Source organism: Qipengyuania polymorpha (assembly GCF_019711435.1).
Classification (GTDB): domain Bacteria; phylum Pseudomonadota; class Alphaproteobacteria; order Sphingomonadales; family Sphingomonadaceae; genus Qipengyuania; species Qipengyuania polymorpha.
In genome coordinates this window covers 656,352-679,837 of sequence record NZ_JAIGNK010000003.1, presented here as the reverse complement: position 1 = coordinate 679,837, position 23,486 = coordinate 656,352, and the positions used below count along the sequence as shown (strand labels likewise).

The 23,486-nt window shown below is 62.5% G+C and carries 20 protein-coding genes; 18 read left to right on the top strand and 2 right to left on the bottom strand.

The window, feature by feature from the left end; genetic code table 11:
• Window positions 1-5,226: VCBS domain-containing protein (locus K3152_RS12170; RefSeq protein WP_221574356.1), on the bottom strand; the 5,226-nt coding region annotated here is incomplete at its 3' end.
• Between the two features lie 1,037 nt (window positions 5,227-6,263).
• Here K3152_RS12170 and K3152_RS12165 point away from each other — a divergent pair.
• From K3152_RS12165 to K3152_RS12100, 14 genes are all read left to right on the top strand, one after another.
• Entirely contained in the window at window positions 6,264-6,449 is a 186-nt protein-coding gene (locus K3152_RS12165; protein ID WP_221574355.1) for a Flp family type IVb pilin, read from the top strand.
• Window positions 6,450-6,578: 129 nt separating this feature from the next.
• On the top strand, window positions 6,579-7,505 hold the full coding sequence (gene cpaB / locus K3152_RS12160; RefSeq protein WP_221574354.1) for a Flp pilus assembly protein CpaB: 927 nt from the start codon (window positions 6,579-6,581) through the stop codon (window positions 7,503-7,505).
• Between the two features lies 1 nt (window position 7,506).
• Complete coding sequence (locus K3152_RS12155; RefSeq protein ID WP_221574353.1) at window positions 7,507-8,964, top strand: type II and III secretion system protein family protein; 1,458 nt, start codon at window positions 7,507-7,509, stop codon at window positions 8,962-8,964.
• Window positions 8,954-9,247: a hypothetical protein gene (locus tag K3152_RS12150; RefSeq protein WP_221574352.1), complete on the top strand. Its 294-nt coding sequence runs from the start codon at window positions 8,954-8,956 to the stop codon at window positions 9,245-9,247. The genes K3152_RS12155 and K3152_RS12150 overlap by 11 nt, the downstream gene beginning before the upstream one ends.
• Before the next feature lie 22 nt (window positions 9,248-9,269).
• Window positions 9,270-10,835, top strand: a complete 1,566-nt coding sequence (locus K3152_RS12145) for a TadE/TadG family type IV pilus assembly protein (protein WP_221574351.1) — start codon at window positions 9,270-9,272, stop codon at window positions 10,833-10,835.
• A complete protein-coding gene (locus K3152_RS12140; protein ID WP_221574350.1) occupies window positions 10,832-11,326 on the top strand; it encodes a TadE/TadG family type IV pilus assembly protein in 495 nt (164 codons plus the stop codon). Before K3152_RS12145 ends, K3152_RS12140 begins: the two co-directional genes overlap by 4 nt.
• Entirely contained in the window at window positions 11,323-11,928 is a 606-nt protein-coding gene (locus K3152_RS12135; RefSeq protein WP_221574349.1) for a TadE/TadG family type IV pilus assembly protein, read from the top strand. Before K3152_RS12140 ends, K3152_RS12135 begins: the two co-directional genes overlap by 4 nt.
• A 7-nt stretch (window positions 11,929-11,935) precedes the next feature.
• Window positions 11,936-13,120, top strand: coding sequence for a CpaE/TadZ family protein (locus K3152_RS12130; RefSeq protein WP_221574348.1), 1,185 nt, complete (start codon window positions 11,936-11,938; stop codon window positions 13,118-13,120).
• A 4-nt stretch (window positions 13,121-13,124) separates the two neighbouring features.
• Window positions 13,125-14,513, top strand: coding sequence for a TadA family conjugal transfer-associated ATPase (locus tag K3152_RS12125; RefSeq protein WP_221574347.1), 1,389 nt, complete (start codon window positions 13,125-13,127; stop codon window positions 14,511-14,513).
• Between the two features lies 1 nt (window position 14,514).
• A complete protein-coding gene (locus tag K3152_RS12120; protein WP_221574346.1) occupies window positions 14,515-15,516 on the top strand; it encodes a type II secretion system F family protein in 1,002 nt (333 codons plus the stop codon).
• 1 nt (window position 15,517) lies between these two features.
• A complete protein-coding gene (locus K3152_RS12115) occupies window positions 15,518-16,489 on the top strand; it encodes a type II secretion system F family protein (protein WP_221574345.1) in 972 nt (323 codons plus the stop codon).
• Between the two features lie 2 nt (window positions 16,490-16,491).
• Complete coding sequence (locus K3152_RS12110; RefSeq protein ID WP_221574344.1) at window positions 16,492-17,271, top strand: hypothetical protein; 780 nt, start codon at window positions 16,492-16,494, stop codon at window positions 17,269-17,271.
• 6 nt (window positions 17,272-17,277) lie between these two features.
• Window positions 17,278-17,739 carry an A24 family peptidase gene (locus K3152_RS12105; RefSeq protein WP_221574343.1) on the top strand — a complete coding sequence of 154 codons (462 nt, stop codon included), beginning with the start codon at window positions 17,278-17,280 and terminating at the stop codon, window positions 17,737-17,739.
• 5 nt (window positions 17,740-17,744) lie between these two features.
• Window positions 17,745-18,437 (top strand): hypothetical protein, encoded by a 693-nt coding sequence (locus K3152_RS12100; RefSeq protein WP_221574342.1) that lies wholly within the window; start codon window positions 17,745-17,747, stop codon window positions 18,435-18,437.
• Between the two features lie 25 nt (window positions 18,438-18,462).
• Here the strand turns inward: K3152_RS12100 and K3152_RS12095 are convergent, their stop codons facing one another.
• Window positions 18,463-19,149, bottom strand: a complete 687-nt coding sequence (locus K3152_RS12095; protein WP_221574341.1) for a PilZ domain-containing protein — start codon at window positions 19,147-19,149, stop codon at window positions 18,463-18,465.
• Between the two features lie 253 nt (window positions 19,150-19,402).
• On the opposite strand from K3152_RS12095, the gene K3152_RS12090 reads away from it, so the two are divergent.
• The 4 genes from K3152_RS12090 to groL all read left to right on the top strand — a co-directional run bounded on the left by K3152_RS12090 (window position 19,403) and on the right by groL (window position 23,450).
• Window positions 19,403-19,768: a hypothetical protein gene (locus K3152_RS12090; RefSeq protein ID WP_221574340.1), complete on the top strand. Its 366-nt coding sequence runs from the start codon at window positions 19,403-19,405 to the stop codon at window positions 19,766-19,768.
• 124 nt (window positions 19,769-19,892) lie between these two features.
• Window positions 19,893-21,317, top strand: a complete 1,425-nt coding sequence (locus tag K3152_RS12085; protein ID WP_221574339.1) for an MATE family efflux transporter — start codon at window positions 19,893-19,895, stop codon at window positions 21,315-21,317.
• Between the two features lie 141 nt (window positions 21,318-21,458).
• A complete protein-coding gene (groES, locus tag K3152_RS12080) occupies window positions 21,459-21,746 on the top strand; it encodes a co-chaperone GroES (protein WP_040966275.1) in 288 nt (95 codons plus the stop codon).
• A 54-nt stretch (window positions 21,747-21,800) separates the two neighbouring features.
• Window positions 21,801-23,450, top strand: coding sequence for a chaperonin GroEL (groL, locus tag K3152_RS12075; RefSeq protein WP_221574338.1), 1,650 nt, complete (start codon window positions 21,801-21,803; stop codon window positions 23,448-23,450).
• Window positions 23,451-23,486: the final 36 nt, after the last annotated feature.

The window sequence follows — 23,486 nt, the reverse complement described above, 5'->3', positions numbered from 1 at the left end:
ATCGCCATCGGTGATGGTCGCCGTCCCGCTCAGCGAGATCACGCCATTGGCGAGCGCTTCAAGCTGGCTGTCGTAATCGCTGTCCGAACCCGGCAGATCGTGATCGATCTCTTCATACTGGGTGAGCGTCACGACACCCGTCGTGTCGTTCACTTCGACGGTGAAGACGAGAACGCCGTTGGCGCGGCCTTCGACGACGTCGCCGTTCATCGAAAGCGTAACCGGAACACCATCGCTGGTGAGACCCGAAGTCGCATTGTCGATGACCAGGCCGTAATCCCAGGCGATCGTGCCTGCGCCGTCGGCGCCGTAGTCGCTCGAGGCAACCGAGAAGGCATCGCTGAAGTTGGCCGTCGACACAGCCACGCTCGTGCCGCCGACGGTCTCCGCGTCGAAGGTCGTCAGCGTAACTGCGTCGCCATCGACAACCGCAGCGTCGATCGAGGGCACGTCATCGATAATGCTGACAGCAATGGTGCCGCTGCCGATGAAATTGCCGAGGTCGTCATAGACCTCATAAGTGAAGCTTTCCTGGCCGGTAACGGTATTGGTGCCATTGTCGCCGCCTTGGCTGGGGACGAGGCTGTCGCCGTCGACATTGCTGGTCAGCGTGTAGGTGTAGGTCCCCGTGTCTTCATTGAGGTCCAGAGTGCCGTATGTGCCGGTGGCCGGGCTCGTCAGGACATAGGTGAAGGTACCGGTGGCGTTGAGGACGGTGATCTGGCCATCGTCATCGCGCTCGCTGTCGCTGTCGGCATCGCTGCCGAAGGAGAGGCCGGCCTCGTTCACCGTCGCGCCATCATCCTCGACCGCGCCCGCGACATTGGTGATGTCGATGTCGAGCGTGGCTTCGGCAACGTCGCCATCGGCATCGACGATGCGATAGGTGAAGCTGTCGGTGACATCCATGTTCGTGGCGTTGGCGAAGCTCTGGTAGGTGTAGTTGCCGTCTGCCTGGACGGTGAGTTCGCCGTAAGTGCCGGTGACCACGAAGGGCGCGCCATCGTCGCTCGAGCCACTGCCGGTGACGTCGAGGATGGTGAGCGAACCGTCGGCTCCGTTCACGTCGACGCCGAAGCCGTCATCGTCGGTCAGCAGATTGCCACCCACGCTGTCGCCCTCGGTCACCGCATTGGTGTTGTCGGTCGCGGTCGGTGCGTCGTCGTCGAAGGTAATGTCGAGTGTGGCGGTAGCTTCTTCGCCTTCGCTGTCGGAAACGGTGAAATCGATGCTGGCGAAGGCGTCGTTCTCGTCGCCGCCGTCCGTGTGCAGGACGTTCTGCAGCAGGGTCACGGTGTAGGCACCGGTTTCGCTGTCGGTGATCTCGACCGTGAAGATATCGCCACGTCCGCTGGATGCGGTCAGCGTGTTGCCGGTGACCGAGTAGGTCACCATCTCGCTGCCCAGCATGACGCTCGATCCGTCGAGCGAGGCATCGAAGCTGACAGTCGCAGGCGTGTCGTTGCCGACATCGAAGCTCAGCGTACCGCTGAAGACGGTCTCATCGGCATTGCCGGTGTCGAGATCGCCCGTGTTCGAAGCCGGGTTCCCGCCGGCAAGTCCGTCGTCGTCGACCGCCGCAGCGACAGTCGCGCCGCTCGGCTCGCTGTCGGGCTGGAGGCTCACGGTGACCGTTGCGGTCGAGCTGTCGCCGTCCTGGTCGGTGATGGTGTAGGTGAAGCTGTCGGTTAGGTTGCCGTCGCTGCCTGCACCCGCGTCCGGCGTGTAGGTGAACAGGCCGGTCGCCGGATCATAGGTGGCGGTGCCCTGCGAACCCTGGGTCGTCACCACGACCTCGACATCTTCCGGGTTGCCGATGGTGACCACCCCGTCTGCGCCAAACACGTCGTTTTCAAGCGCATTGATGACGATCGGGGTGTTCTCGGTCGCCTGACCGGCGGTGTCGTCATTCGCGGTCGGCACGTCGTCGATGACATCGATATCGAGCGTGGCGTTGGCGGGCGAACCGTCGGTATCCGAAGCAACGACAGCGAAGCTTTCCGACACGCCGTCCTGGCCGGCCGCATCGTGGTCGAGCGTGTTGCCTGCCAACACGTATTCGTAATCGATGATCGCTTCGACCACGTCGCCATTGGCGTCGAGGACTTCGGTCACATCGGTGATGCGGACCGTGCCATATGTTCCGGGGATTTCGAGCGGATAGGTTTCGCCAGCGCCCCAGACCTGCACGCCGCCGACCGACAGCGTCGCGAGCCCGTCGGGGCTGTCGACCGTGAACTGGCCGCTCTGGGTCAGCGCAGCCGCATCCGGCGAGGAGCCATCGGCCAGGTCGTCTTCGTCGACCACGAGGTCGGGTCCTTCGGCGGTCAGGCCGTTGATGGTGACACCGTCATCGGCACCATTGACCGTGATCGTCAGCGTCGCGGTGTCGGCATCCTGGTCGCCATCGGTCAGCGTGTAGGTGAAGACCTCGGTCAGGCTCTCGGTCGCATCGAGGCCCTGGACAAACTCGTTCGAATTGTCGAGCCGGTAGACATATTCGCCGTTCGCGAAGATGGTCAGGAAACCGAATTCGGTCGCGAATTCGATGCCCGGATCATAGCTCGTGCCGTCGAAATCGACCGCCGTCACCGCCGCGCCGTCCGCGCCGGTAACATCCTCGCCGCCATTGCCCTCGCGATCGGTGATGACGTTGCCGTCGGCCACAAGCGGACCGTCCTCGGTCACGCTGTCGACATCGTCATTCGCGGTCGGCACGTCGTCGATGACATCGATATCGAGCGTGGCGTTGGCGGGCGAACCGTCGGTATCCGAAGCAACGACAGCGAAGCTTTCCGACACGCCGTCCTGGCCGGCCGCATCGTGGTCGAGCGTGTTGCCTGCCAACACGTATTCGTAATCGATGATCGCTTCGACCACGTCGCCATTGGCGTCGAGGACTTCGGTCACATCGGTGATGCGGACCGTGCCATATGTTCCGGGGATTTCGAGCGGATAGGTTTCGCCAGCGCCCCAGACCTGCACGCCGCCGACCGACAGCGTCGCGAGCCCGTCGGGGCTGTCGACCGTGAACTGGCCGCTCTGGGTCAGCGCAGCCGCATCCGGCGAGGAGCCATCGGCCAGGTCGTCTTCGTCGACCACGAGGTCGGGTCCTTCGGCGGTCAGGCCGTTGATGGTGACACCGTCATCGGCACCATTGACCGTGATCGTCAGCGTCGCGGTGTCGGCATCCTGGTCGCCATCGGTCAGCGTGTAGGTGAAGACCTCGGTCAGGCTCTCGGTCGCATCGAGGCCCTGGACAAACTCGTTCGAATTGTCGAGCCGGTAGACATATTCGCCGTTCGCGAAGATGGTCAGGAAACCGAATTCGGTCGCGAATTCGATGCCCGGATCATAGCTCGTGCCGTCGAAATCGACCGCCGTCACCGCCGCGCCGTCCGCGCCGGTAACATCCTCGCCGCCATTGCCCTCGCGATCGGTGATGACGTTGCCGTCGGCCACAAGCGGACCGTCCTCGGTCACGCTGTCGACATCGTCATTCGCGGTCGGCACGTCGTCGATGATCGTGATGACCAGGTCCTCGGACTCGACATTGGGCTCGCCGTCGAGATCGACGATCTCGATCGGGAAGGTGACAACCGTCCTATCGGGGTCGCCGGTGTTGTCGGTCAGTTCGTAGACATAGGTGATCGTGCCATCGCCGGTCTGATCGTCATAGGTGTAGCCGGTGATCGTCAGCGTACCGGTGTCATCCGCGATGACGACGAGGGGGAGATTCGTGGGATCGAGCAGCGTGGCCGGATCGAACTCGACGCCGCCGATGCTGACTGTCTGCACGCCGTCGAGCGACGTGAACTCGATGACGCCGGTGGCGGTCTCGTCGTTGCCGTCGAATGAAGACCCTTCAGGCTCATCGTCGCGCGTTCCGGTCGTCGGGGGAAGCTGGCCCTCTTCGACGACGGTTTCGTCTTCACCGGTCGGGACGGTCGTGATGCTGGGCCGCGCATTGCCGATATTGATCGTCAGCGTGGCAGTGCTCGGCGTGTCGTCACCATCGACGATGGTGTAAGTGAACTCCTCGCTCACATTGCCGGGGGTGTTGTGGAAACGGGTGTACTCATAGTCCCCGTTGGCAAAGATGGTCAGCTCGCCATAGGTCCCGACAAGGACTTCGCCGGGGTCGGCCGAGCCGCCGTCGTTGGCAAAGCCGGTAACCCTGTCCTCTCCCTGGAAGCCGTCGGCTCCGGGCTCGTCGTTGCTGAGGACCACATTGCCATAGATCGGGCCGAACGTCCCGCCCTCGACTTCGGCGGTATCGTCGCGTGCGATCGGGTTGTCGTCGATGATGTTGATCTGCAGCGTCGCCACCGAGCTGTCGCCGTCAATGTCGGTCACGGTCATCTCGAACGAGCCGTCGACGGTCTCGAACAGGAGGTTGTCGGTGAGAGTGAAGGTAAAGCCGATTTCGCCAGCCGCGACATTGATGCTGGTGATGGTCAGGAAGCCGACGTCTCCGGTGATGGTACCCCCCAGCGTGAACGCGGGTTCGCCATTCGCAATGATATTGACACCGTTGACGCTGACGATGTCGACGCCATCGGGTGCGCTGAAGACGATGGTACCGGAGGAAACTTCGGAGGCGGTTTCCTCGCGCGTACCTTCGGGTTCGTCCGTGCCATCGACGTTGCGCGCGGGCAGGCCGTCTTCATCGACGGTGGCGATGGCATTGATCGCGCCGGCCGGGTTGTCGGGCGTTTCGATGACGATGACGGGATCTTCCTCGACATCGTAAGGAATGATTTCGCGCTCTTCGGGCTGCGGGAACTGCAGCTCGGTATAGGGCAGCAGGTTGCCGATCGCGTAGGCATCCTGGATGTTGCCGGGGTCGACTTCGAAATTGCCGCCCGAGCTCTGCGGGTCGCCAGCAGCCGGCTGCGGCTCGTTGCCGGTCAGCAGCGCGGCGAGGTTGGCGGCAGGAACGGTCACGCCATCGACGACGATCTGCGGGACGATGATGGCACCTTCGGGAATGATGACACGCGAGCCGTCGTCCAGGACGATGACGAGGTCGCGACCTTCGGCGCTCATGTTCTCGAGGCTGGCACCTTCGGGAAGTACCACGACGCCATTGGCATCGGGCTGCAGGATGACATCCCCGGGACGAACCGCCATTGCCGGGGCCGCATTGCCCTGCGCTTCACCCATATCGGCATTGCCGCTGTCCTGGGCGTCGGCGAATTCGTTGTTCGTGTCGAAGCTGTCCATGTCGTCCGTCCTTGCTTTGCCGGGCTGGAAGGGCTGGCCTTCCGGTGCGAGCAGGTGACGGATGGTCGGGCCGGTTGGGCCGGTCTGGTGCCCCAGGTGATTGTCAGGCCGTGGCCTGGCCCCGGGGCTGTTCCGTTCTGTCTCGCGGTCCCGACTTCTTAATTCCCGCCCTCCGACGACTCGTGCCGGAGGAAAGATGTGTCGTTGCACGGAAAGAAACCATTCTCTCGCCCTATATGCAATCGAATTAACTTGCGCGTAGCTCGTGCGAGACACACCTACGCGCAGTTCAGGGGACCAAGAAGGCCACAAGCTACGGAAACGATGAGATAAAACCCTCAAGTCCTGAATTGGGACAACTCCAGATCCGAGAGCGTGCTGCGCGGCTCGGCCAGAAAGGCTTGAAGCGCCGAATCGCGCCGGAGGACTCGTATTTACGCGAGTCGCGGCCCCTTCACCCCTCGCGCGGGACTGGCTGAACAGGATTTTCTCGCAGAAAGTGGGCTTTAGCCCGCAACGAGCGGCGATGCGGAAGGTAGGAATGCGCCCGCTCCCGCGCGCAGGAGTCATCCCAAGACCCCGGCACGAGAAGCAGGGGACGCGCCCGCTCCAGCACCCCGCCAGGCGCCCCGCGAATCACTAAGTCACTAGAAAAAAAGGGCCAATTGTAAAAAACCGTCAAATCGGCCGCACGAATTGCGATTCATCACTGCGCCAAACTGGCAACAGGCGCCCCCGTTAACCGGAAATCTTAAAGCCAAAACTTTTCAACTGACTGTTTTTTCGACATAAAAAAATAGCGTTGCATGAAAGTTGACCGCAAGCTGCATTTGAGGGAAGTTTATTGGGCTTCGAAGGGAGCCAGCGTGAAACGAATTGGCGTGAGCCAGTTAGACAAAAACAGGGTCGCGCCGGTTCCAACACTACCCCCTTCGAGCGGCGGCTATCCGGAAATAGAGGCCGGAGCCATCGACCAAATGAGACGCGGCTTCCCATGGTGGGTGGCAGGGTCTGAATTTAAACTTGGGGTAAATACTATGATCAAGAACTTCCTTCGTGACGAGTCGGGTGCTTCGGCAGCTGAGTACGCTCTCATCCTCGCCATCGTCGGCGCAGCCATCGCAACTGCAATGCTCCTGCTCGGCGGCGAAATCCGCGACTCGATCGTGAACGCAGAAGCACAGATCGAAGCTGGCCAGGGCGACCTCGCACCGGCTGACTAAGATCAGACTTCGGAATCCGCCCCTCCCCACTTTCGGGCGAGGGGCGGTTTTCGGCTGCAAATACAGAATAATTAGTGTATTGGTGGCCCGGGCGCAGACGAGTTCTATTGCTCAAAGGGGGGCGGAACGATGCGAGGACGTAATCTCGTAATTCTCGGAATTGCCGTAGTCATCGGACTAGTGGCGGTCTTCTTGGCCAATTCCTATTTCAGCGGCATCCAGGAGCGTGAAGAACGCAGGGCCGACGAATTGCGCATGGCGCGCATTGTCGTTGCCACACAGGACGTGGCATTCGGAACCCGGATAACCGACACCAATACCAGGCTGGTCAACTGGCCAGGAGACTCGGTGCCGCAAGGCGCCTTCACCAGCATTCAGGAAGCAGCGGCCGGCGGCCGTGTCGCACTCCGCCCCATGACTGTGGGCGAGCCTGTCCTTGCCAGCAAGGTCAGCGGTGCGGACGGGCGGGCCACGCTTGCTTCCAACCTTCCCGAAGACATGCGCGCGGTCGCCATTCCGATCGATAGCGTCGCAGGCGTGGGCGGCTTCGTTCGCCCCGGCGACGTGGTCGACGTGATCCTGACCCGCCAAATCCCCGGAGAAGGTGCGGCCGCGCAGGACAAGATGTCCACCGTGGTCCTCGAAAACGTGCTCGTTCTGGCGACCGGACTTGTTGCCGACGAGCAGAATACCGAACCCGCCGTCAATCCCACCGCCACGCTGCAGACCGATCTGTTCGGCGCGCAGAAACTGGCGCTGGCACGCGAGGTCGGGACGTTCACTCTCGCACTACGCAATGTCGAAAACCAGGAAGTCGGCGCGACCGAAACGGTCGTGGCGCGCGACCTCGGCGGCGAGAACCTGCGCATCTACGGTCGCCGCGGTGGCGGCAATGCCGTCGCGCCGCAGTCGCAGCCGGTCATCAACCTCACGCCCGCCATGCTCGGCGGCCAGTCGCAGGCAACTCGCCGGACGAGCACGCCCAGCCGCCCTCGCGGCCCTACGATGAGCATCGTACGCGGCACCGAGGCCCAATCCTATGAAGTGGAGCGTTAAGATGAAACAGCTCAAAACGCCCATCACCGCCCTCGCCCTCGCACTTGCCGGAACCGCCTTGGTCCCGACTGCAGTGCAGGCCCAGGTCTCTGGCGACAACGGCATGTCGATGCACGCCGGAACCGTGGAAATCGCCGTCAACAAGAGTCAGGTGCTCACCGCCGATACGGCCATTGACCGTGCAATGATCGGCAATGACGAAATTGCCGACATCCTCCCGGTCTCCACCAATTCGATCTACGTTCTCGGCAAGGAAGTCGGCACGACTTCGCTTACGCTTTACGACCGTAACAATCGCGTAATCGCGGTAATGGACATCTCGGTCGGTCCCGATGTCGCAGGCCTGCGCGAACAGATGACGCAGCTGATGCCCGGCCAGCCGGTGCAGACGCGCGTATCGAATGGCGCCATCGTCCTCTCGGGGACGGTCAGCGACGCCGGCGTGGCAGACCGCGCGGTGCAACTTGCCCGCGCATATGCTCCGGACGAGAAAATCGTCAATCTGATGCAGCTTGGTGGCAGCCAGCAGGTCATGCTGGAAGTGCGCTTCGCGGAAGTTTCGCGCAGCGTGGGCAAAGACCTTGGTGTCAGCAGCTTCATCACCGGCGGCCGCGTTGCCGGCGCGACCGGTAATGGCGCAGGCCTCCCGGGAGGTGGCTACAGCATTGGCGGAGGCAACAACCCGTTCCAGATCGACAGCATCCAGGGCGGCTTCGGCATCGTCGGCCGCGCGTTCAGCGACGTGCTCGGTGTCGATATCGACCTGTTCATCGATGCGCTGGAAGAAAAGGGCATGGCCAAGACCTTGGCCGAGCCGACCCTGATCGCCTTGTCGGGCGAGACGGCTTCCTTCCTTGCCGGTGGCGAATTCCCCATCCCCGTCGTCCAGAATGGCGGTGGTGGCGGCCAGGACGGCGGCAATTCGGTTACGGTCGAATTCAAGCCCTTCGGCGTCAGCCTCGGCTTCACGCCGACGGTCCTGTCGGACAAGGTGATCAACCTTGTCGTCCAGCCCGAAGTGTCCTCGATCGACCCGACGGCTTCGATCAACATCAACGGCCTGCAGATCCCCGGGCTCCAGACCCGCAGGGCAAATACGGTCCTCGAGCTGCGCGATGGTGAAAGCTTCGCGATTGCCGGTCTCCTGCAGCGCGATTTCAAGACCACGGTCAACCAGGTACCGCTGCTGGGCTCGATCCCGATCATCGGTTCGCTGTTTCGCTCGACTTCGTTCCAGCGCGGAGAAACCGAGCTTCTCATCGTGGTGACGCCGCGTCTGGTGGCTCCGATCAAGCCCGAACAGGTTCGCCTGCCGACCGACCGGGTCTACGACCCCAGCGAGGCCGATGTCCTGCTTCTCGATGGCGAAGGCTACAAGCCCCGCCCGCTCGATCCCATCACCGGCGACGTGCCGGCGGATGCCACTCCCGCTACGGAAGGTGACGATTATGACTATTGAGCCCAAACGCCTTGCCCTGCTCGGCCTCGCGGCCATGTCGGTCAGCGCCTGCATGAACAACGATGGTCGTCTCGACCTCACGCAGGCCGACCCTTCCTGGGGTGAAGCCAATCGTGCAACCATGGCAGCGCAGGTCGTGAACCCGTCGCCAGAGTACGAAAACCCCATTCCGCCCACTTCGGCCAGCAACGCCGTGCGCGCAGCAGATGCCTATCGCGCAGGCGAAGTCGAGGAGGTCCAGGAACTCAGCACGACCGAGACCATCAGCGAAGGCGGAAACTAAGCTAGTTCAGCGAGCATGTATCATGAAAGCGGCACCCCTTAGGCATTTCAGGAGCGACGAGAGCGGCGCGGTGGCAGCCACCTATGCGCTTGCTCTGATTCCGCTGATTGCCTTTGCGGGTCTCGCTTTCGATTACGCCCGATTGATGGGCGTCGACAGCGAGTTGCAGAACGGGGCCGACCAGGCCGCGCTGGCAGGAGCTACCCAGCTCGACGGGCAGGCAGGCGCTTGCGAGCGCGCGGCCAATGCGGCCTCGGGCATGCTCCAGAACCTCGTCATGATGGCGGCAGAGAGCAACCTCGTCACGCTGACGAGCGAAACCGCCTGCGATGCCGCCGGCCAGATCCGGTTCTACCAGGACAAGGAAAAAGCCACCCCGGCGACCACCGACGCCAATGCGCGCTTTATCGAGGTGATCGTCGATACCCGCTCGGTCGATTATGCGCTCATCCCGATAACCGGTCGCCTTGCCTCCGGCCAGATCGGCGGCGTTGCTTTTGCGGGCCTTGGCTCGGCCATCTGCAAGGTGCCGCCGGTCATGATGTGCAACCCGAACGAAGGCGATGACCCGCAGTTCACTACTGCCAATTACATTGGCAAGGGCATCCGCCTCATCACGCAGGATGGCGGCGGGACCTATGGCGAAGGCGTCTTCGGCTATCTCGAGACCGATTCAGGCTCGGGCGCGAATGTCACCAAGGAACTGATCGGTTCGCGCGAGATACCGGGCAACTGCGTCCCCACCGACGGCGCCGACATCAAGCCCGGGCTCCAGGTCGTCGTGATGGATTTCTTCAACACGCGCTTCGACATTTACGCCAGCGGCCTCAATGTCGTGTGCGGAACGGGCAACACCAATTGCCCGCCGTCCGCCAATTCCAAGAACGATTTCCTTAAGGGCAGCGGTGCCGGCTGCGGTATCGTGAACGGAGGCGGTTCCAACGGCTGGGTGCAAGGCGCGGTGCCTTATCGTCCGACCTCGAAGGACGTGCCGCTAGACCCGACCGTAGCTGCCGGCCTTTCGCCGATGGGCTACCCGCGTGACATGTGCCACGCGGTCAGCAAGCTGGGGCAATGCGCAGGTGACAAGATCGGCGACGGCAACTGGGACCGGCGCGCCTACTTCCTGTCGAACTCGGCAAACTGGAGCTGGCCGTTCAGCATGTCGTCGGTTTTCGGAACCGAGACGCCGACGCGCTATCAGGTCTATAAATATGAAGCGGAAAATCCGACCACGAGGATGCAGCAACAGTCGGATGTTGGAACGTCTGCGCTGACGGCGCACAGCGCACCTGTCTGCGTAACTCCGGGTGTCGAGGTTGCAGGCGCCGTCCCCGACCGCCGTGTACTCTCGGTCGCTGTCATCAATTGTGTGAGCAACAATGTCGGTCCCAGCACCGACGACGCTCCCATCCAGAAATATGTCGACGTCTTCCTCGTTGAACCCAGCGCCAACCGCGGAAGCGGCGCGAATGCCATCACCGAAAAGAGCGACGTCTATGTCGAAGTCATCGGCGAAACCTCGCTCGGTGGCGGGGCAACCGAAGGGCAGAACATCAAGAAAGATGTTCCGTACCTGATCGAATGAGGAGCTTCTTCGCCTTTCTCCGCGACACGCGCGGCGCAGCAGCGGCCGAGATGGCCATGCTGATACCCTTTCTGGTGTTGCTGATGTACGGCGCCTTCGAGGCAGGACATTTCTTCTACACCGAACAGAAGGTCATCAAGGCGGTGCGCGAAGGTGCGCGCTTTGCCGGGCGCCTGCCTTTCTCCAGCTTCCCCTGTGGCGGGGCTGCCGACACCACGGCCGTGGGTCAGGTGCAGACCGTCACCCGGACAGGAACGCTGACCGGGACCGTATCGCGCGTTCCCAACATGGTCGATGCAGACGTGACGGTGACCCATCGCTGCGATGCGAGCTGGGACGGCCAGGGCATTTACAAGGGCACTTCCGGAGGCGCGCCAATCGTCCGCGTACAGGCGCGTGCCGACTACGCCTCGCTCTTCAACACGCTTGGCTTCATCGACAGCACCTCCAGCGTCTACGCGAGCGCCGAAGCAGCGGTGAACGGCATATGACGCGTTTTGCATCATACATGTGCGACACGCGCGGTGCCGCCGCTGCCGAGTTCGCCCTCATCGTGCCGCTGATGGTCATTTTCCTGCTCGGCATCATGGATGTCGGCTTTTACGCCTGGACCATCAATCGTGCGGAAAAGGCCACCCAGATGGGCGCGCGCTGGGCCGTTGCGACCGACATGGTTCCGCAGGATCTCTACAGTTACAGCTACGCCGTCAGCGGAGGCGTCCCGCAGGGGACCACTGTACCGGCAGACAAATTTCCCGGCGTGACCTGCACGGATACGTCCTGCACCTGCAAGGCGGGGGGCACCTGCTCCTTCGGCCTTACCCGCGATGCTGCGGCATTCACCAGCATCGTCGAGCGCATGCAGACCTTCCAGAACGGCATCAACGCCGACAACGTCCAGATCGACTACGATTGGTCCGGACTAGGATATTCAGGAGACCCCAACGGTCCCGACGTCGCACCCATCGTCACCGTACGCCTTACCGGCATGCAGCACACACCAATCTTCACGCTGCTGGTGGGCACGGTCGACCTTCCCGAATTTGCCTATTCGCTGACCTCTGAAGACAGCAACGGCACCTTTTCGAATTGATAACAACATGAGCAATTTCCAGAACATCAACTCCATGGGGACGGACAACATGACCGGAACACCGGAACAGGTCTTTGTCTTTGCACGCCCGGGAGCTTTGAGCGGGCTTGAACAGCTCGCCGACACGGTCACGCTGGTCGAAATCGGCCCCGCGCGCGACCTGCCTGCCGAACTGGTATCGCGCGCTCGCATTGCCGTCATCGAGGTAGACCCTGCCGACAGCCGCTCGCTCGCGCGCCTCGATACGCTGCGCGCGGCTCGGCCGAACCTGGCAATCATCGCCGGCCTTCCGGAAGTCGATCTCAAGATTACCCGCCTCATGCTGCGCAAGGGCATTGGCGACGTCGTAGCGATGCCCTTCACTTCGGACGAACTGCTGACCGCCATTCTCGAAGTCGACCGTGAGCTTGTCGGCACGGCAGAAGACGTGGCTGTCGAACTCGCGCCTACCTTTGCAGTGCAGAAGTGCTCGGGCGGTGCAGGCGCGACCACCCTCGCCACCCATCTTGCCGACGCCATGGCTCGTGATTTCGGAGAGGGTTGCAGAGCCTGCCTGATCGATCTCGACCTGCAGAGCGGGGACGCCTCGTCCTACCTCGACCAGCCATCGCGCAAGTCGCTGGTCGATTTGCTCGAGGCCGGAAACCGCCTCGACGATGAGCTTTTTCGCGCGGTTGCGACCGAGTTCAACGACCGCGTCGACGTGATTGCCGCCCCAACCGATATTATGCCGATCGAGGAGGTCGAACTGGCCTCGCTCAAGAGCGTCATTGCACTTGCCCAGCGCAAGTATGACCTCGTCATCTTCGACATGCCGTCATCGCTGACCAATTGGGCGATGTCGGTCATGCTGGCCGCCGACGCAGTCCTTCTGGTTTCGCAAAATTCAATTGGCGCTCTCAGGCAAGTCAAAAGACGCCTGCAGCTGCTGCGCAGTTTCGATTATCACCCCCGCAAGGTCGCGATTGCGCTCAACAGGGTGCAGGGCGGCATGTTCAAGAAAGTGGACCGCTCGGGTATCGAGGATGCACTGCATCATCCCATCGCAGGCCTGGTCCATTCTGAAACACAGCTAATCCAGGAAGCGCAGGCGCAGGGCGTTTTGTCTACAACACTCGAGCGCCGGAGCCGGTTTGCTTCGGATATCGAAGCGCTTGCAGACCACCTGCTCGCGCTGGCCGAGGAGGGTTGAAGCCATGTGGAAGATCCGCAATTCGGAAGAGCATGAAGGCCACCAGGAAATAGAGCCGACCCAGATCGTCGACGAAGACGAACAGGAGCGCATCCTTTTCGGCGAGAAGGACAAGCAGCGCGAAGCGATGCTCGACCTCAAGGTCTCGATCCACAAGGCGCTGCTCGACCGGCTCAATCTGGGCATGCTCGACAAGACGCCTGTCGACCAGATCAAGAGCCAGATCGCGGCCATCATGCCTGAACTGGTGGCCGACTACGACCACCCGCTCAACCGCCAGGAACGCGAAAACCTGATCCAGCAGGTCGTCGATGAACTGCTCGGCCTCGGCCCGCTCGAGCCGCTGCTGCAGGACGACACGATTACCGATATCCTGGTGAACGGCCATGATACGGTGTTCATCGAGCGCCGCGGCCAGCTCACCCGCGTGCCGACCCGCTTCCAGGATGAAAAACACCTGATGCGTGTGATCCAGAAGATCGTCAGCGCGGTCGGGCGCCGTGTCGACGAGAGCTCCCCTTTCGTAGACGCTCGACTTGCCGATGGCAGCCGCGTGAACGCCATCGTTGCGCCGCTCGCCATCGACGGTTCGCTGCTGTCCATTCGTAAATTCGCCAAGCAGCCCATCAGCATCCGCAAGATGATCGACCTCGGCTCGATCCCGGAGGATATGGCGCAGGTTCTCGAGGCGATCGTGGCATCGCGCCGCAATGTCCTGATTTCGGGCGGTACGGGTTCCGGTAAGACGACGCTGCTCAACGCCATGTCGACTTTCATCGACGAAAAAGAGCGTATCGTTACCATCGAGGACTCGGCCGAACTCCAGCTCCAGCAGAGCCACGTCGCCCGTCTCGAGACACGCCCGCCCAATATCGAGGGCAAGGGCGAAGTCACCCAGCGCGACCTCGTGAAGAACGCGCTGCGTATGCGCCCCGACCGCATCATCGTGGGCGAAGTCCGCGCCGGCGAGGCGTTCGACATGCTGCAGGCAATGAACACGGGCCACGATGGTTCGATGACCACCGTTCACGCCAACACCCCGCGCGATGCCTTGAGCCGTGTCGAACAGATGATCGGCATGAGCGGCATCGACATCACCTCCAAATCGTCGCGCGCCCAGATTGCCGCTGCCATCAATGTCGTGGTCCAGGTCGGACGTCTCTCGGACGGTCGCCGCAAGGTGAAGAGCCTGTCGGAAATCACCGGGATGGAAGGTGAAACCATCACGATGCAGGAAATTTTCCGCTTCAAGATGACCGGCCGCGAGGAAGACGGCAGCGTCAAGGGCCATTTCGAAGCAACGGGCATCCGCCCCAAGTTCCTCCAGGAAGCCGAAGCGCATGGCATCATCCTGCCTTCCGAGCTGTTCCGCCCGGAAGTGAGGATCGGATAAGATGACCGAAGCCGCGATCCGCATCATGTTCCTGGTGGCCGTGTTCGTTGCGGTCTTCCTGCTGGCGCAGACATTCGCTCGCTCCGCGGCCCAGAAACGCTCATATTCAACCGCCGTGAACCGGCGTATGTCGCTCATCCAGTCGGGTGCCGACCGCGACGAACTGGTTGCACAACTCCTCAAGAACAGCCCGACCGAGCACACCCATTTGCCGCCGATCATCCGCGGCATCGTCGAAGGTTTCCAGCGCACGATCTTCGCTGCGGCGGTCCCCTACACCGTGGGACAGGTCGCATTGGTCATGGCCGTCGCAGGCGTGGTCATCTTCGGCCTGGTGCTCCTGACAGCAGCCAGCCTCGGCGCTGCAATCGGTTTCGGGGTCATCCAGCTTGCGCTGATATTCTCCGTCGCGGTGGCGTTCGGCCTGCCCTACCTCTTCCTCCAGCGAAGTGCTGCGAAGCGCCGCGCGAAGGTGGAAAAGCAGTTCCCGGTGGCTCTCGACATCTTCGTGCGCGCCCTGCGCTCGGGCCATCCGGTCGCATCGGGCATCGAACTGCTCACACGCGAGATGGAAGATCCGATCGGCACCGAGTTCGGCATCGTCGCGGACGAGGTCACTTACGGCGCCGACCTGGTTTCCGCGCTGAATGCCATGGCCGACCGCTGGGACCTCGAGGACATGCGGATGTTCGTGGTCTCGCTCGCCGTACAAAGCGAGACGGGCGGCAACCTTGCGGAAATCCTCGAAAACCTCGCCAATGTCATTCGCGAGCGTCACTCGATGTACATGAAGGTGCGCGCGCTCTCCTCCGAGGGCAGGATGACCGGATGGATGCTCACTGTGCTGCCGGTCTTTGCCTTCGTGATGACATTCCTGGGCGGCCCGAGCTTCTATCTCGACGTGATCGAGGACCCGATTTTCATCTTCGGCTCGATTACCCTCGTCGTGCTCTATTTCATCGGTGTTTTCACCATTCGCAAAATGATCGACATCAAGGTCTGACATGCTCGAACTAGCCATCTCGAACTGGGTCGTCCGCCTGCTGGTCCTTGGCCTGATATTCGCCCTCGCCGTAGGCATCGTCTTTTTCGTGTCGAGTTGGGCGGCGCGCAAGCGGCTCTCGCAATCGCAGCTTGCCAAGCTGGGTCGCGATGGGTCGAGCGGTTACTCGGGCAGCGTTCTCGAGGAAGAGCGCGAGAGCCGCTGGGCGCAGATTGCAAAGTCGATCGAGTCCTCCGGCATCAAGCTGACGGACATCAACGACGACAAATTGGTCAAGCGTTTGAAAGCGGCCGGCTATCGCAAGGCGTCGGCGCCGCGCGTCTACACGCTGGTTCGCGTCGTGATGGTATTTGCCCTGCCGGTTTTTTATCTTCTCGTAGCTTCCGCCTCGGCTGAACCGCCGGGACCGCTGCAACTGTATCTCTTCTCCGCACTGGCGGCGATTTTCGGTTTTATTCTTCCGGCGGTATTCGTTCGCGCCAAGGCAGACCGGCGCCAGAATGACATCATCAACGGCTTCCCCGATGCGCTCGACCTGCTGCTGGTGTGCGTGGAAGCCGGTCTTGGCCTCGAAGCCGCGATGGAACGTGTCGGACGCGAACTGGCAACAACCCACCCACTCGTGGCAGAACTGTTCAGCGAAACCACGCTCATGATGCGCGCCGGTGCTTCGCGTGAAGAGGCCATGCGCCGGATGGGCGAAACCTCGGCAGTGGACGAGATCCGCTCTTTCGCAACGCTGATGATCCAGTCGGACAAGCTCGGGACCAGCATCGCGAGCACGCTGCGGGTCTACGCGGCCGAGATGCGCGAGGCACGTCGCATGCGGGCCGAGGAAAAAGCCTATCGACTGCCCGTCCTGATTTCTATCCCGCTGGTGGCCTGCATGTTGCCCACCATGATCGGCGTGCTGGTGCTGCCAGCCGCAGTCCGCACGATACGGGACGTGCTACCCGCTCTTGGAGGAGGATGACCATGAAACCTGCAACCACACTCGCGCTTGTAGCGCTGGCGACCAGTCTCGGAGGCTGCAAGAGCTTCGTACAGGCGTTCGACTTCTCGAAGCATTCCAACACGCCGCAATACGCGATTGGCCCTGCCGACCTCGAAGAAGGCCGCGCGCAGTTGAAGGCGGGCAATCCCGGGAACGCCATCGCCCCGCTCCACCGCGCAGCTCTCGACCCCGCCCTGCGCGGCGAGGCACTCAATGCCCTGGGCGTCGCTTACGCCAAGCTTGGGCGTGCCGACCTGGCAGAGCGCTATTTCGTGTCGGCTACGAGGATCAACCCCGAGCGTTTCGCAGCCAATCTCGACCGTTTCTATCGCAGCGATCTGGCGCAGAGCGCGCGTTTCGCCTTCCATCAGCGCCAGCAGGCGGCCGAGCAATATGCCGAGTTCGCCCGCAGCGAAGAGGCCTTGGCAGAAGACGCCGCCCCTGACCGCCGTGTGGTGATGAGTGGCGGCGAAAAGCGGACGATTACGCTTTCGCAGGCAACCCCTTCGCGGCGTGTCTCGGTCGGCAAACTCGCACCGGTCGAGGCCGATGCGCCGGCGCCTGCGAAACCGCGCGTCCAGCTTTCGAGTGGCCAGCCGTTGACTGCTCCGCAGATCACCGCGCGGCCAGCTGAAATCCGCCTGCAATCGCGCACTCCCGAACCTGCAGCGCGTGTTCGCGTCGGCGAGGCGGGGAATGCACTCTCTTACCCGCTCCGCGTGAGGCTTGCCCCCCGCAAGGCGCCTTCCAGCAAGGACTGACGACCCATGGCAATTGCCACGCTGTGGCTTGGTGCACTTGGATTGTTCACCAGCACGGGCGCCTTGCTCGACATTTTCACGAGGCGCCTGCCGAACATCCTGTGCGGCGTGATGCTGCTGGCCGGGTTCGGCCTTGCCTTTGCCAGCGGTGGCTGGACTGCGCTCGGCTTGCACGCCGCACATTCAGTGCTCGCTCTTGTCGTGGGTTACCTGCTGTTCCTTGCCGGCGTGTTCGGCGGAGGGGACGGCAAGTTCTACGCCGCTGCTGCTTCCTTTTTCCCGCTGTCGGGCATGCTGATGCTGTTTGTTGCCATTACGGCGGCAGGACTTTTGCTCTATATTTTCTGGTCTCTCCTCACGCGCATCATGCCCAGCCGCATTGGCAAGGGAGGAGACTTCGGGAAGCTGCCATACGGCGTTGCCATCGGCGGCGGCGCGCTGGCCTATGCAGGTTTTCTCTTCCTATGATCGTGATGCGTCGCAGCAAGGAGCGCTGGGCTCCGGTAGCCACGCGCGATTATGCGCGGGCAGCTGTTGTCATCATCACGCTCGTCGCGATCGCGGCCTTTTCGCTCGCCATGCGTCCCGCGCATGAAAACCGTGCTGTCGTGCGCGTATCGCTCGACCGCATCCCCGAAGAGCGGGTGGTCGAATTCGGCCATGAGATGCCCCGCATCACCCTGATGTCGCCAGTCGAGCCCGAAGTGCCGCTGGCCGAGGTGACGATACCGTCCACCGGTACGGCCCCCGCTGCAGCCCCTTCGGCCCCTCCCAGGCCTGCGCTGGCGGCGGCAGCGCCTCGCCGGCCTGCTGCCAGGCGCGCCGAAAGGCCGGATCTGGTGCCCGATGCCAACGGAGTGCTGCCGATCGATTTCAGCCTGCCCGAGGGTGTTTCCGCGCGCGATGGCGGGGTCGGCGTGGCCAAGACGCTCGCTTCTGAAGGCGGTGCGGCAACCGGGCTTACGATTTTCCTGATCGGCGGTTCGCTGATCGAAGTGGACCGGGCGGAACTGCTCGCAGCCCTCGCGCAGCTTGGTGCAGCGGACAAGGCTGGCAGGGTTCCGCCGGCGGGGGAAAGCGGACGGCTCTCGCTCGATCGGGTACGCACCGCGGGGCTCGACCTGCGCTATGATGCCATCCACGACCGCCTCGTCCTGCGCCCCTGAGAGAGCAGGACCGCGGCAGCGCTGCCTAATTGCTGTCCCAGTTGATGTTGATTTCGACGCAGGCCTCGTCGACCCCTGCCGCACGGGCAATGCGCTTGCGGCTGGCACGCACGATATCGGCGAGCGAGCCGGTTGCCGCGTCCTCTTCGGCGATCATCGCCGCCTCGCCGAGGCCAGGGGCGCCATAGACGAGTTCGAGTTCGCTCACGTCGAGCTCTTCGGCAAGGCGCTGCATGGTTTCGTGGCGCGGGCGGACCTGGTCCCCTTCCCACTTCCACAAGGTCGGCTTGCTGACCCCGACATTCTCCGCCAGCCCGCGCATGGTGAAGCCGCGCGCAGTGCGCAGGCGCTTGATGCGGCTGCCGAGCGTTTCATGGTCGACGCCGAAGCGCTTGCCGTCCTCGGGTTCTTCCTTGGCAAGGTCGTTGGCGGCCTGCAGCTCGTCTTCGGAAATCGTTTCCGCAAAGCTGCAGCCATACATGCCGTCGGCCGACCACACGACAGTCGCCTGCACGGCCCCGCTTTGGGGCAAAACGACTTCGATCGGTTCTTCGATGGTCAGCTCGGCCTGCGTTCGCACCAGCATGCCATCGCGCGACAAATTCATGATTTCCGCGTCGAATGCCTGACCGCCCTGCCCGACACCGGTATTCAGTTGCAGGACGAGGCGCGGCTCGCGGCGCTCGATGCCGTTTTTTTCTTCCATTCGCATAATGCGAACAATCCCTCTCTCGCGCCCTGACCGTACTTTAGACAATTCTACTGGAAAAGAAAGACATGCACGCGATTACAGGGCTGGTGGCGTGGCGTGGCCAAATTACCACACCTTGTGGGGCTGAAACCCGATATTAACCCAAAACCACCGGAATTCGCGAAATATCCAGATTCCGCTAGCATCCTGTTTACCTCTAGGTGGCACTACTGATGCCGGACTTAAACAATAAGTCGCTTAACGGGATCGTCCAATGAACACTGCACTTCTTGCGGTGCCAGCCTACCTGCTCGGCACCTTCATCCTGAGCGCACTGATGGTGCGGATCGCGCCCAAGGCGCACAGCTCGCGCCAGGTTCGCAAGCACCTGAGCCTGTTCATGGTCCTGCCCCTGTTGCTGGTAGTGGACGCCCTCATGTCGATCGATGCCATTCGCCGCTTCGGCATGCGCATCGCACGCGGCACCTTCGAGTTCATCTCGGGCCGTCGCCTCCACTCGTCGGAAGAATACGCCTATGCCTATTTCGGCTACAGCCGTCGGCGACAGAACCGTCGGCGCAGCGACCGCCGTGCACGCGCGCTCGGGAACAAGGGCAAGGTGGCCTCGGTCAAGGGCTGAGCCCGGTCTGCCCGGCATGGCGCCTGTCGGAGGGCGCCGCCGGGTTCTTACATTCCCGTTTGAGCCGAAGAGCCGATCCGCCTAAGCGGGTCGGCTCTTTCCGATTCGGGGGGAGCGTGATGCCATGAGTGAAGCAGCTCCCTCGACGCCCCTGCCGCAATCCGGCAGCGATGGCTGGCGCGACGAATTCGCGGCCACCATGAAGCTCAGCTGGCCGCTGGCGGCTGCCAACCTGCTGCAGATGCTGACCTATGCCATCGACGTGATTTTCATCGCGCGGCTGGGCGAGGCGCAACTGGCCGCTTCGGCGCTTGCCATCGCCTTGTTCGGGCTGGTCATGTGGGCTCTGTCCGGGCTGACGGGTGCGGTTGCCCCGGTCGCCGCGGCAGAACTCGGCGAGCGCGCACCCGCCCTGCGACCGGTCCGCCGCGCGGTCCGCATGGCCTTGTGGCTGGCGTCGATTTCAGGCGTGATGGGAATGGGCCTCTGCCTCCTCCTCGGCCCGCTGATGCGCGCCACGGGGCAGGAGGCGGCCATCATCGGCATGGCCTTGGAATACAACACCATCCTCGTTTTCTCGATGGTGCCGATGTTGTTCAACAACGTCCTGAGGAGCTTCGTCTCGACGCTCGACCGGCCCATCTTCGCCACCGCCATCACGGCGGGCGGCATCTTCGTGAACGCCTTGGCAAATTACGCCTTCATCTTCGGCAATTTCGGCGCACCCGAGCTTGGCCTGCGCGGCGCGGCGGTGGCGACCATCATCACCTCGCTGGTGACACTGGCCGCTTACGTCATCGCCATCAGGCTCGACCCGAAGCTCCACCGTTATCGGATTTTCGGCCGCTGGTGGTCGCCCGACTGGCCGCGTTTCTGGCACATAACCCGCGTCGGCACGCCGATTGCGCTCACCATTACGGCAGAGGCAGGCATCTTCGGTGCAGCCGCCTTCCTGATGGGCAATATCGGCGCGACCCAGCTCGCGGCCCACACGGTCGCACTGCAGATTGCCGCGCTGGCTTTCCAGGTTCCGTTCGGAGTCGGGCAGGCAGCCACCATCCGCGTGGGCTATTTCTACGGCGCGCGCGATACCGAGGGCATGAAGCGCGCGGGCTGGACGGGCATCGCCATCGGGACGGGCTTCATGGCCGCCACCGCCCTCGCAATGGTGCTCATCCCAAAGCCCCTGCTCGCCATCTACATCGACCCGTGGGACCCGAAGAACGCCGTGCTGGTGAGCTTCGCGCTCAAATACATCGTCGTGGCCGCCGCTTTCCAGCTGGCCGACGGAATGCAGGCAGTGGCCGCTGGCGCGCTGCGCGGATTGCAGGATACGCGCATCCCGATGTGGATTGCCGCTTTCGCCTATTGGGTGCCGGGCATCGGCACGGCGGTATGGCTGGGCTTCTATACCAGCCTCGAAGGCGTGGGCGTCTGGATCGGCCTAGCCACCGGCCTTGTTGTGGCCGCCGTCCTGCTTACCTACCGCTGGGCAAGGCGCGAGAAACTGCAGCTTACCAGCCGTCCGGCACGCGCTGCCCAGACCTAGCCACGCCTCGGCGAAATTTGCGGAAATTTTTTCGCTTCGCACCCGTTGACTTAGCGCAAGCGCATCAACATATCCGCGCCACTGGCACTCTCACCCCGGGAGTGCCAACGAACATTTCAACCTAACTGAAAGGTCATCATCATGGCATTTCGTCCGCTGCACGACCGTGTACTCGTGCGCCGCATCGAAGCAGAAGAAAAGACCGCCGGCGGGATCATCATTCCCGACAGCGCCAAGGAAAAGCCGAGCGAAGGCGAAGTCGTCGCCGTCGGCGCAGGTGCGAAGGCCGAAGACGGCACTGTCACCCCGCTCGACGTCAAGGCTGGCGACCGCGTTCTGTTCGGCAAGTGGTCGGGCACCGAGATCAAGCTCGACGGCGAAGACCTGCTGATCATGAAGGAAAGCGACATCATGGGGATCATGGGCTGAGCCCTGACCACCTCACGCTTTCACTAACCACAAAGAATTCCAGGAGAAACACCAATGGCAGCCAAGGACGTTAAGTTCGGCCGCGACGCGCGCGAAGGCATCCTGCGCGGCGTCGACACCCTCGCCAATGCCGTCAAGGTTACGCTCGGCCCCAAGGGCCGCAACGTCGTGATCGACAAGAGCTTCGGCGCACCCCGCATCACCAAGGACGGCGTTTCCGTCGCCAAGGAAATCGAACTGAAAGACAAGTTCGAGAACATGGGCGCGCAGATGCTCAAGGAAGTCGCTTCGAAGTCGAACGACGCCGCCGGTGACGGCACCACCACTGCAACCGTTCTTGCCCAGTCGATCGTGACCGAAGGCATGAAGTCGGTTGCTGCGGGCATGAACCCGATGGATTTGAAGCGCGGTATCGACCTCGCTGTCGAGAAGGTCGTCGCAGACCTCGCCGGCCGTTCGAAAGAAGTGTCGGGCAGCGAAGAAATCGCGCAGGTCGGCATCATCTCGGCCAATGGCGACCGTGAAGTCGGCGAGAAGATCGCCGAAGCCATGGAAAAGGTCGGCAAGGAAGGCGTGATCACCGTCGACGAGAGCAAGGGTCTCGAATTCGAGCTCGAAACCGTCGAAGGCATGCAGTTCGATCGCGGCTACCTCAGCCCGTACTTCATCACCAACCCGGAAAAGATGACGGTCGAACTCGAAAACCCGTACATCCTGATCCACGAAAAGAAGCTCTCGAACCTGCAGGCGATGCTCCCGGTTCTCGAAGCGGCTGTCCAGTCGGGCCGCCCGCTTCTGATCATCGCGGAAGACATCGAAGGCGAAGCGTTGGCGACCCTCGTGGTCAACAAGCTGCGCGGCGGCCTCAAGGTTGCAGCGGTCAAGGCACCGGGCTTCGGCGATCGCCGCAAGGCCATGCTGCAGGACATCTCGATCCTGACCAAGGGCGAGATGATTTCCGAAGACCTCGGCATCAAGCTGGAAAACGTCACGCTCGGCATGCTCGGTGAAGCCAAGCGCGTCACCATCGACAAGGACAACACCACCATCGTCGACGGTGCCGGCTCGGAAGACGACATCAAGGCCCGCGTTTCGGAAATCCGCACGCAGATCGACAACACCTCGAGCGACTATGACCGCGAGAAGCTGCAGGAACGCCTTGCCAAGCTCGCTGGCGGCGTGGCCGTCATCAAGGTCGGCGGTGCAACCGAAGTCGAAGTGAAGGAACGCAAGGACCGCGTCGACGACGCGCTCCACGCCACCCGCGCAGCCGTTGAAGAAGGCATCGTCCCGGGCGGCGGTACCGCGCTGCTCTATGCTTCGAAGGCTCTCGAAGGCCTGACCGGCGGCAACGACGACCAGACCCGCGGCATCGACATCGTCCGCCGCGCGCTGACCGCTCCGGTCCGCCAGATTGCCACCAACGCCGGCCATGACGGTGCGGTCGTTTCGGGCAAGCTGTTCGACAGCAATGACGAAACCCTCGGCTTCAACGCAGCTAACGACACCTACGAGAACCTCGTGGCTGCCGGCGTCATCGACCCGACCAAGGTCGTGCGCACCGCGCTGCAGAACGCTGCCTCGGTCGCCGGCCTGCTGATCACGACGGAAGCTGCCGTCGTCGACAAGCCGGAAGACAAGGCTGCAGCCCCTGCGATGCCCGACATGGGCGGCATGGGCGGTATGGGCGGCATGGGCTTCTAAGCCTTACCGACCAGCCGACAGGCACATACAAAGAGG

Bases quoted from the DNA above. Each gene is read 5' to 3' on its own strand.
- K3152_RS12135 (WP_221574349.1), top strand. From the start codon at position 11,323: ATGACGCGTTTTGCATCATACATGTGCGACACGCGCGGTGCCGCCGCT.
- K3152_RS12105 (WP_221574343.1), top strand. From the start codon at position 17,278: ATGGCAATTGCCACGCTGTGGCTTGGTGCACTTGGATTGTTCACCAGC.
- K3152_RS12150 (WP_221574352.1), top strand. From the start codon at position 8,954: ATGACTATTGAGCCCAAACGCCTTGCCCTGCTCGGCCTCGCGGCCATG.
- cpaB (WP_221574354.1), top strand. From the start codon at position 6,579: ATGCGAGGACGTAATCTCGTAATTCTCGGAATTGCCGTAGTCATCGGA.
- K3152_RS12125 (WP_221574347.1), top strand. From the start codon at position 13,125: ATGTGGAAGATCCGCAATTCGGAAGAGCATGAAGGCCACCAGGAAATA.
- K3152_RS12095 (WP_221574341.1), bottom strand. From the start codon at position 19,149: ATGCGAATGGAAGAAAAAAACGGCATCGAGCGCCGCGAGCCGCGCCTC.
- groES (WP_040966275.1), top strand. From the start codon at position 21,459: ATGGCATTTCGTCCGCTGCACGACCGTGTACTCGTGCGCCGCATCGAA.
- K3152_RS12165 (WP_221574355.1), top strand. From the start codon at position 6,264: ATGATCAAGAACTTCCTTCGTGACGAGTCGGGTGCTTCGGCAGCTGAG.
- K3152_RS12130 (WP_221574348.1), top strand. From the start codon at position 11,936: ATGAGCAATTTCCAGAACATCAACTCCATGGGGACGGACAACATGACC.
- groL (WP_221574338.1), top strand. From the start codon at position 21,801: ATGGCAGCCAAGGACGTTAAGTTCGGCCGCGACGCGCGCGAAGGCATC.
- K3152_RS12145 (WP_221574351.1), top strand. From the start codon at position 9,270: ATGAAAGCGGCACCCCTTAGGCATTTCAGGAGCGACGAGAGCGGCGCG.
- K3152_RS12085 (WP_221574339.1), top strand. From the start codon at position 19,893: ATGAGTGAAGCAGCTCCCTCGACGCCCCTGCCGCAATCCGGCAGCGAT.
- K3152_RS12115 (WP_221574345.1), top strand. From the start codon at position 15,518: ATGCTCGAACTAGCCATCTCGAACTGGGTCGTCCGCCTGCTGGTCCTT.
- K3152_RS12140 (WP_221574350.1), top strand. From the start codon at position 10,832: ATGAGGAGCTTCTTCGCCTTTCTCCGCGACACGCGCGGCGCAGCAGCG.
- K3152_RS12110 (WP_221574344.1), top strand. From the start codon at position 16,492: ATGAAACCTGCAACCACACTCGCGCTTGTAGCGCTGGCGACCAGTCTC.
- K3152_RS12120 (WP_221574346.1), top strand. From the start codon at position 14,515: ATGACCGAAGCCGCGATCCGCATCATGTTCCTGGTGGCCGTGTTCGTT.
- K3152_RS12155 (WP_221574353.1), top strand. From the start codon at position 7,507: ATGAAACAGCTCAAAACGCCCATCACCGCCCTCGCCCTCGCACTTGCC.
- K3152_RS12090 (WP_221574340.1), top strand. From the start codon at position 19,403: ATGAACACTGCACTTCTTGCGGTGCCAGCCTACCTGCTCGGCACCTTC.
- K3152_RS12100 (WP_221574342.1), top strand. From the start codon at position 17,745: ATGCGTCGCAGCAAGGAGCGCTGGGCTCCGGTAGCCACGCGCGATTAT.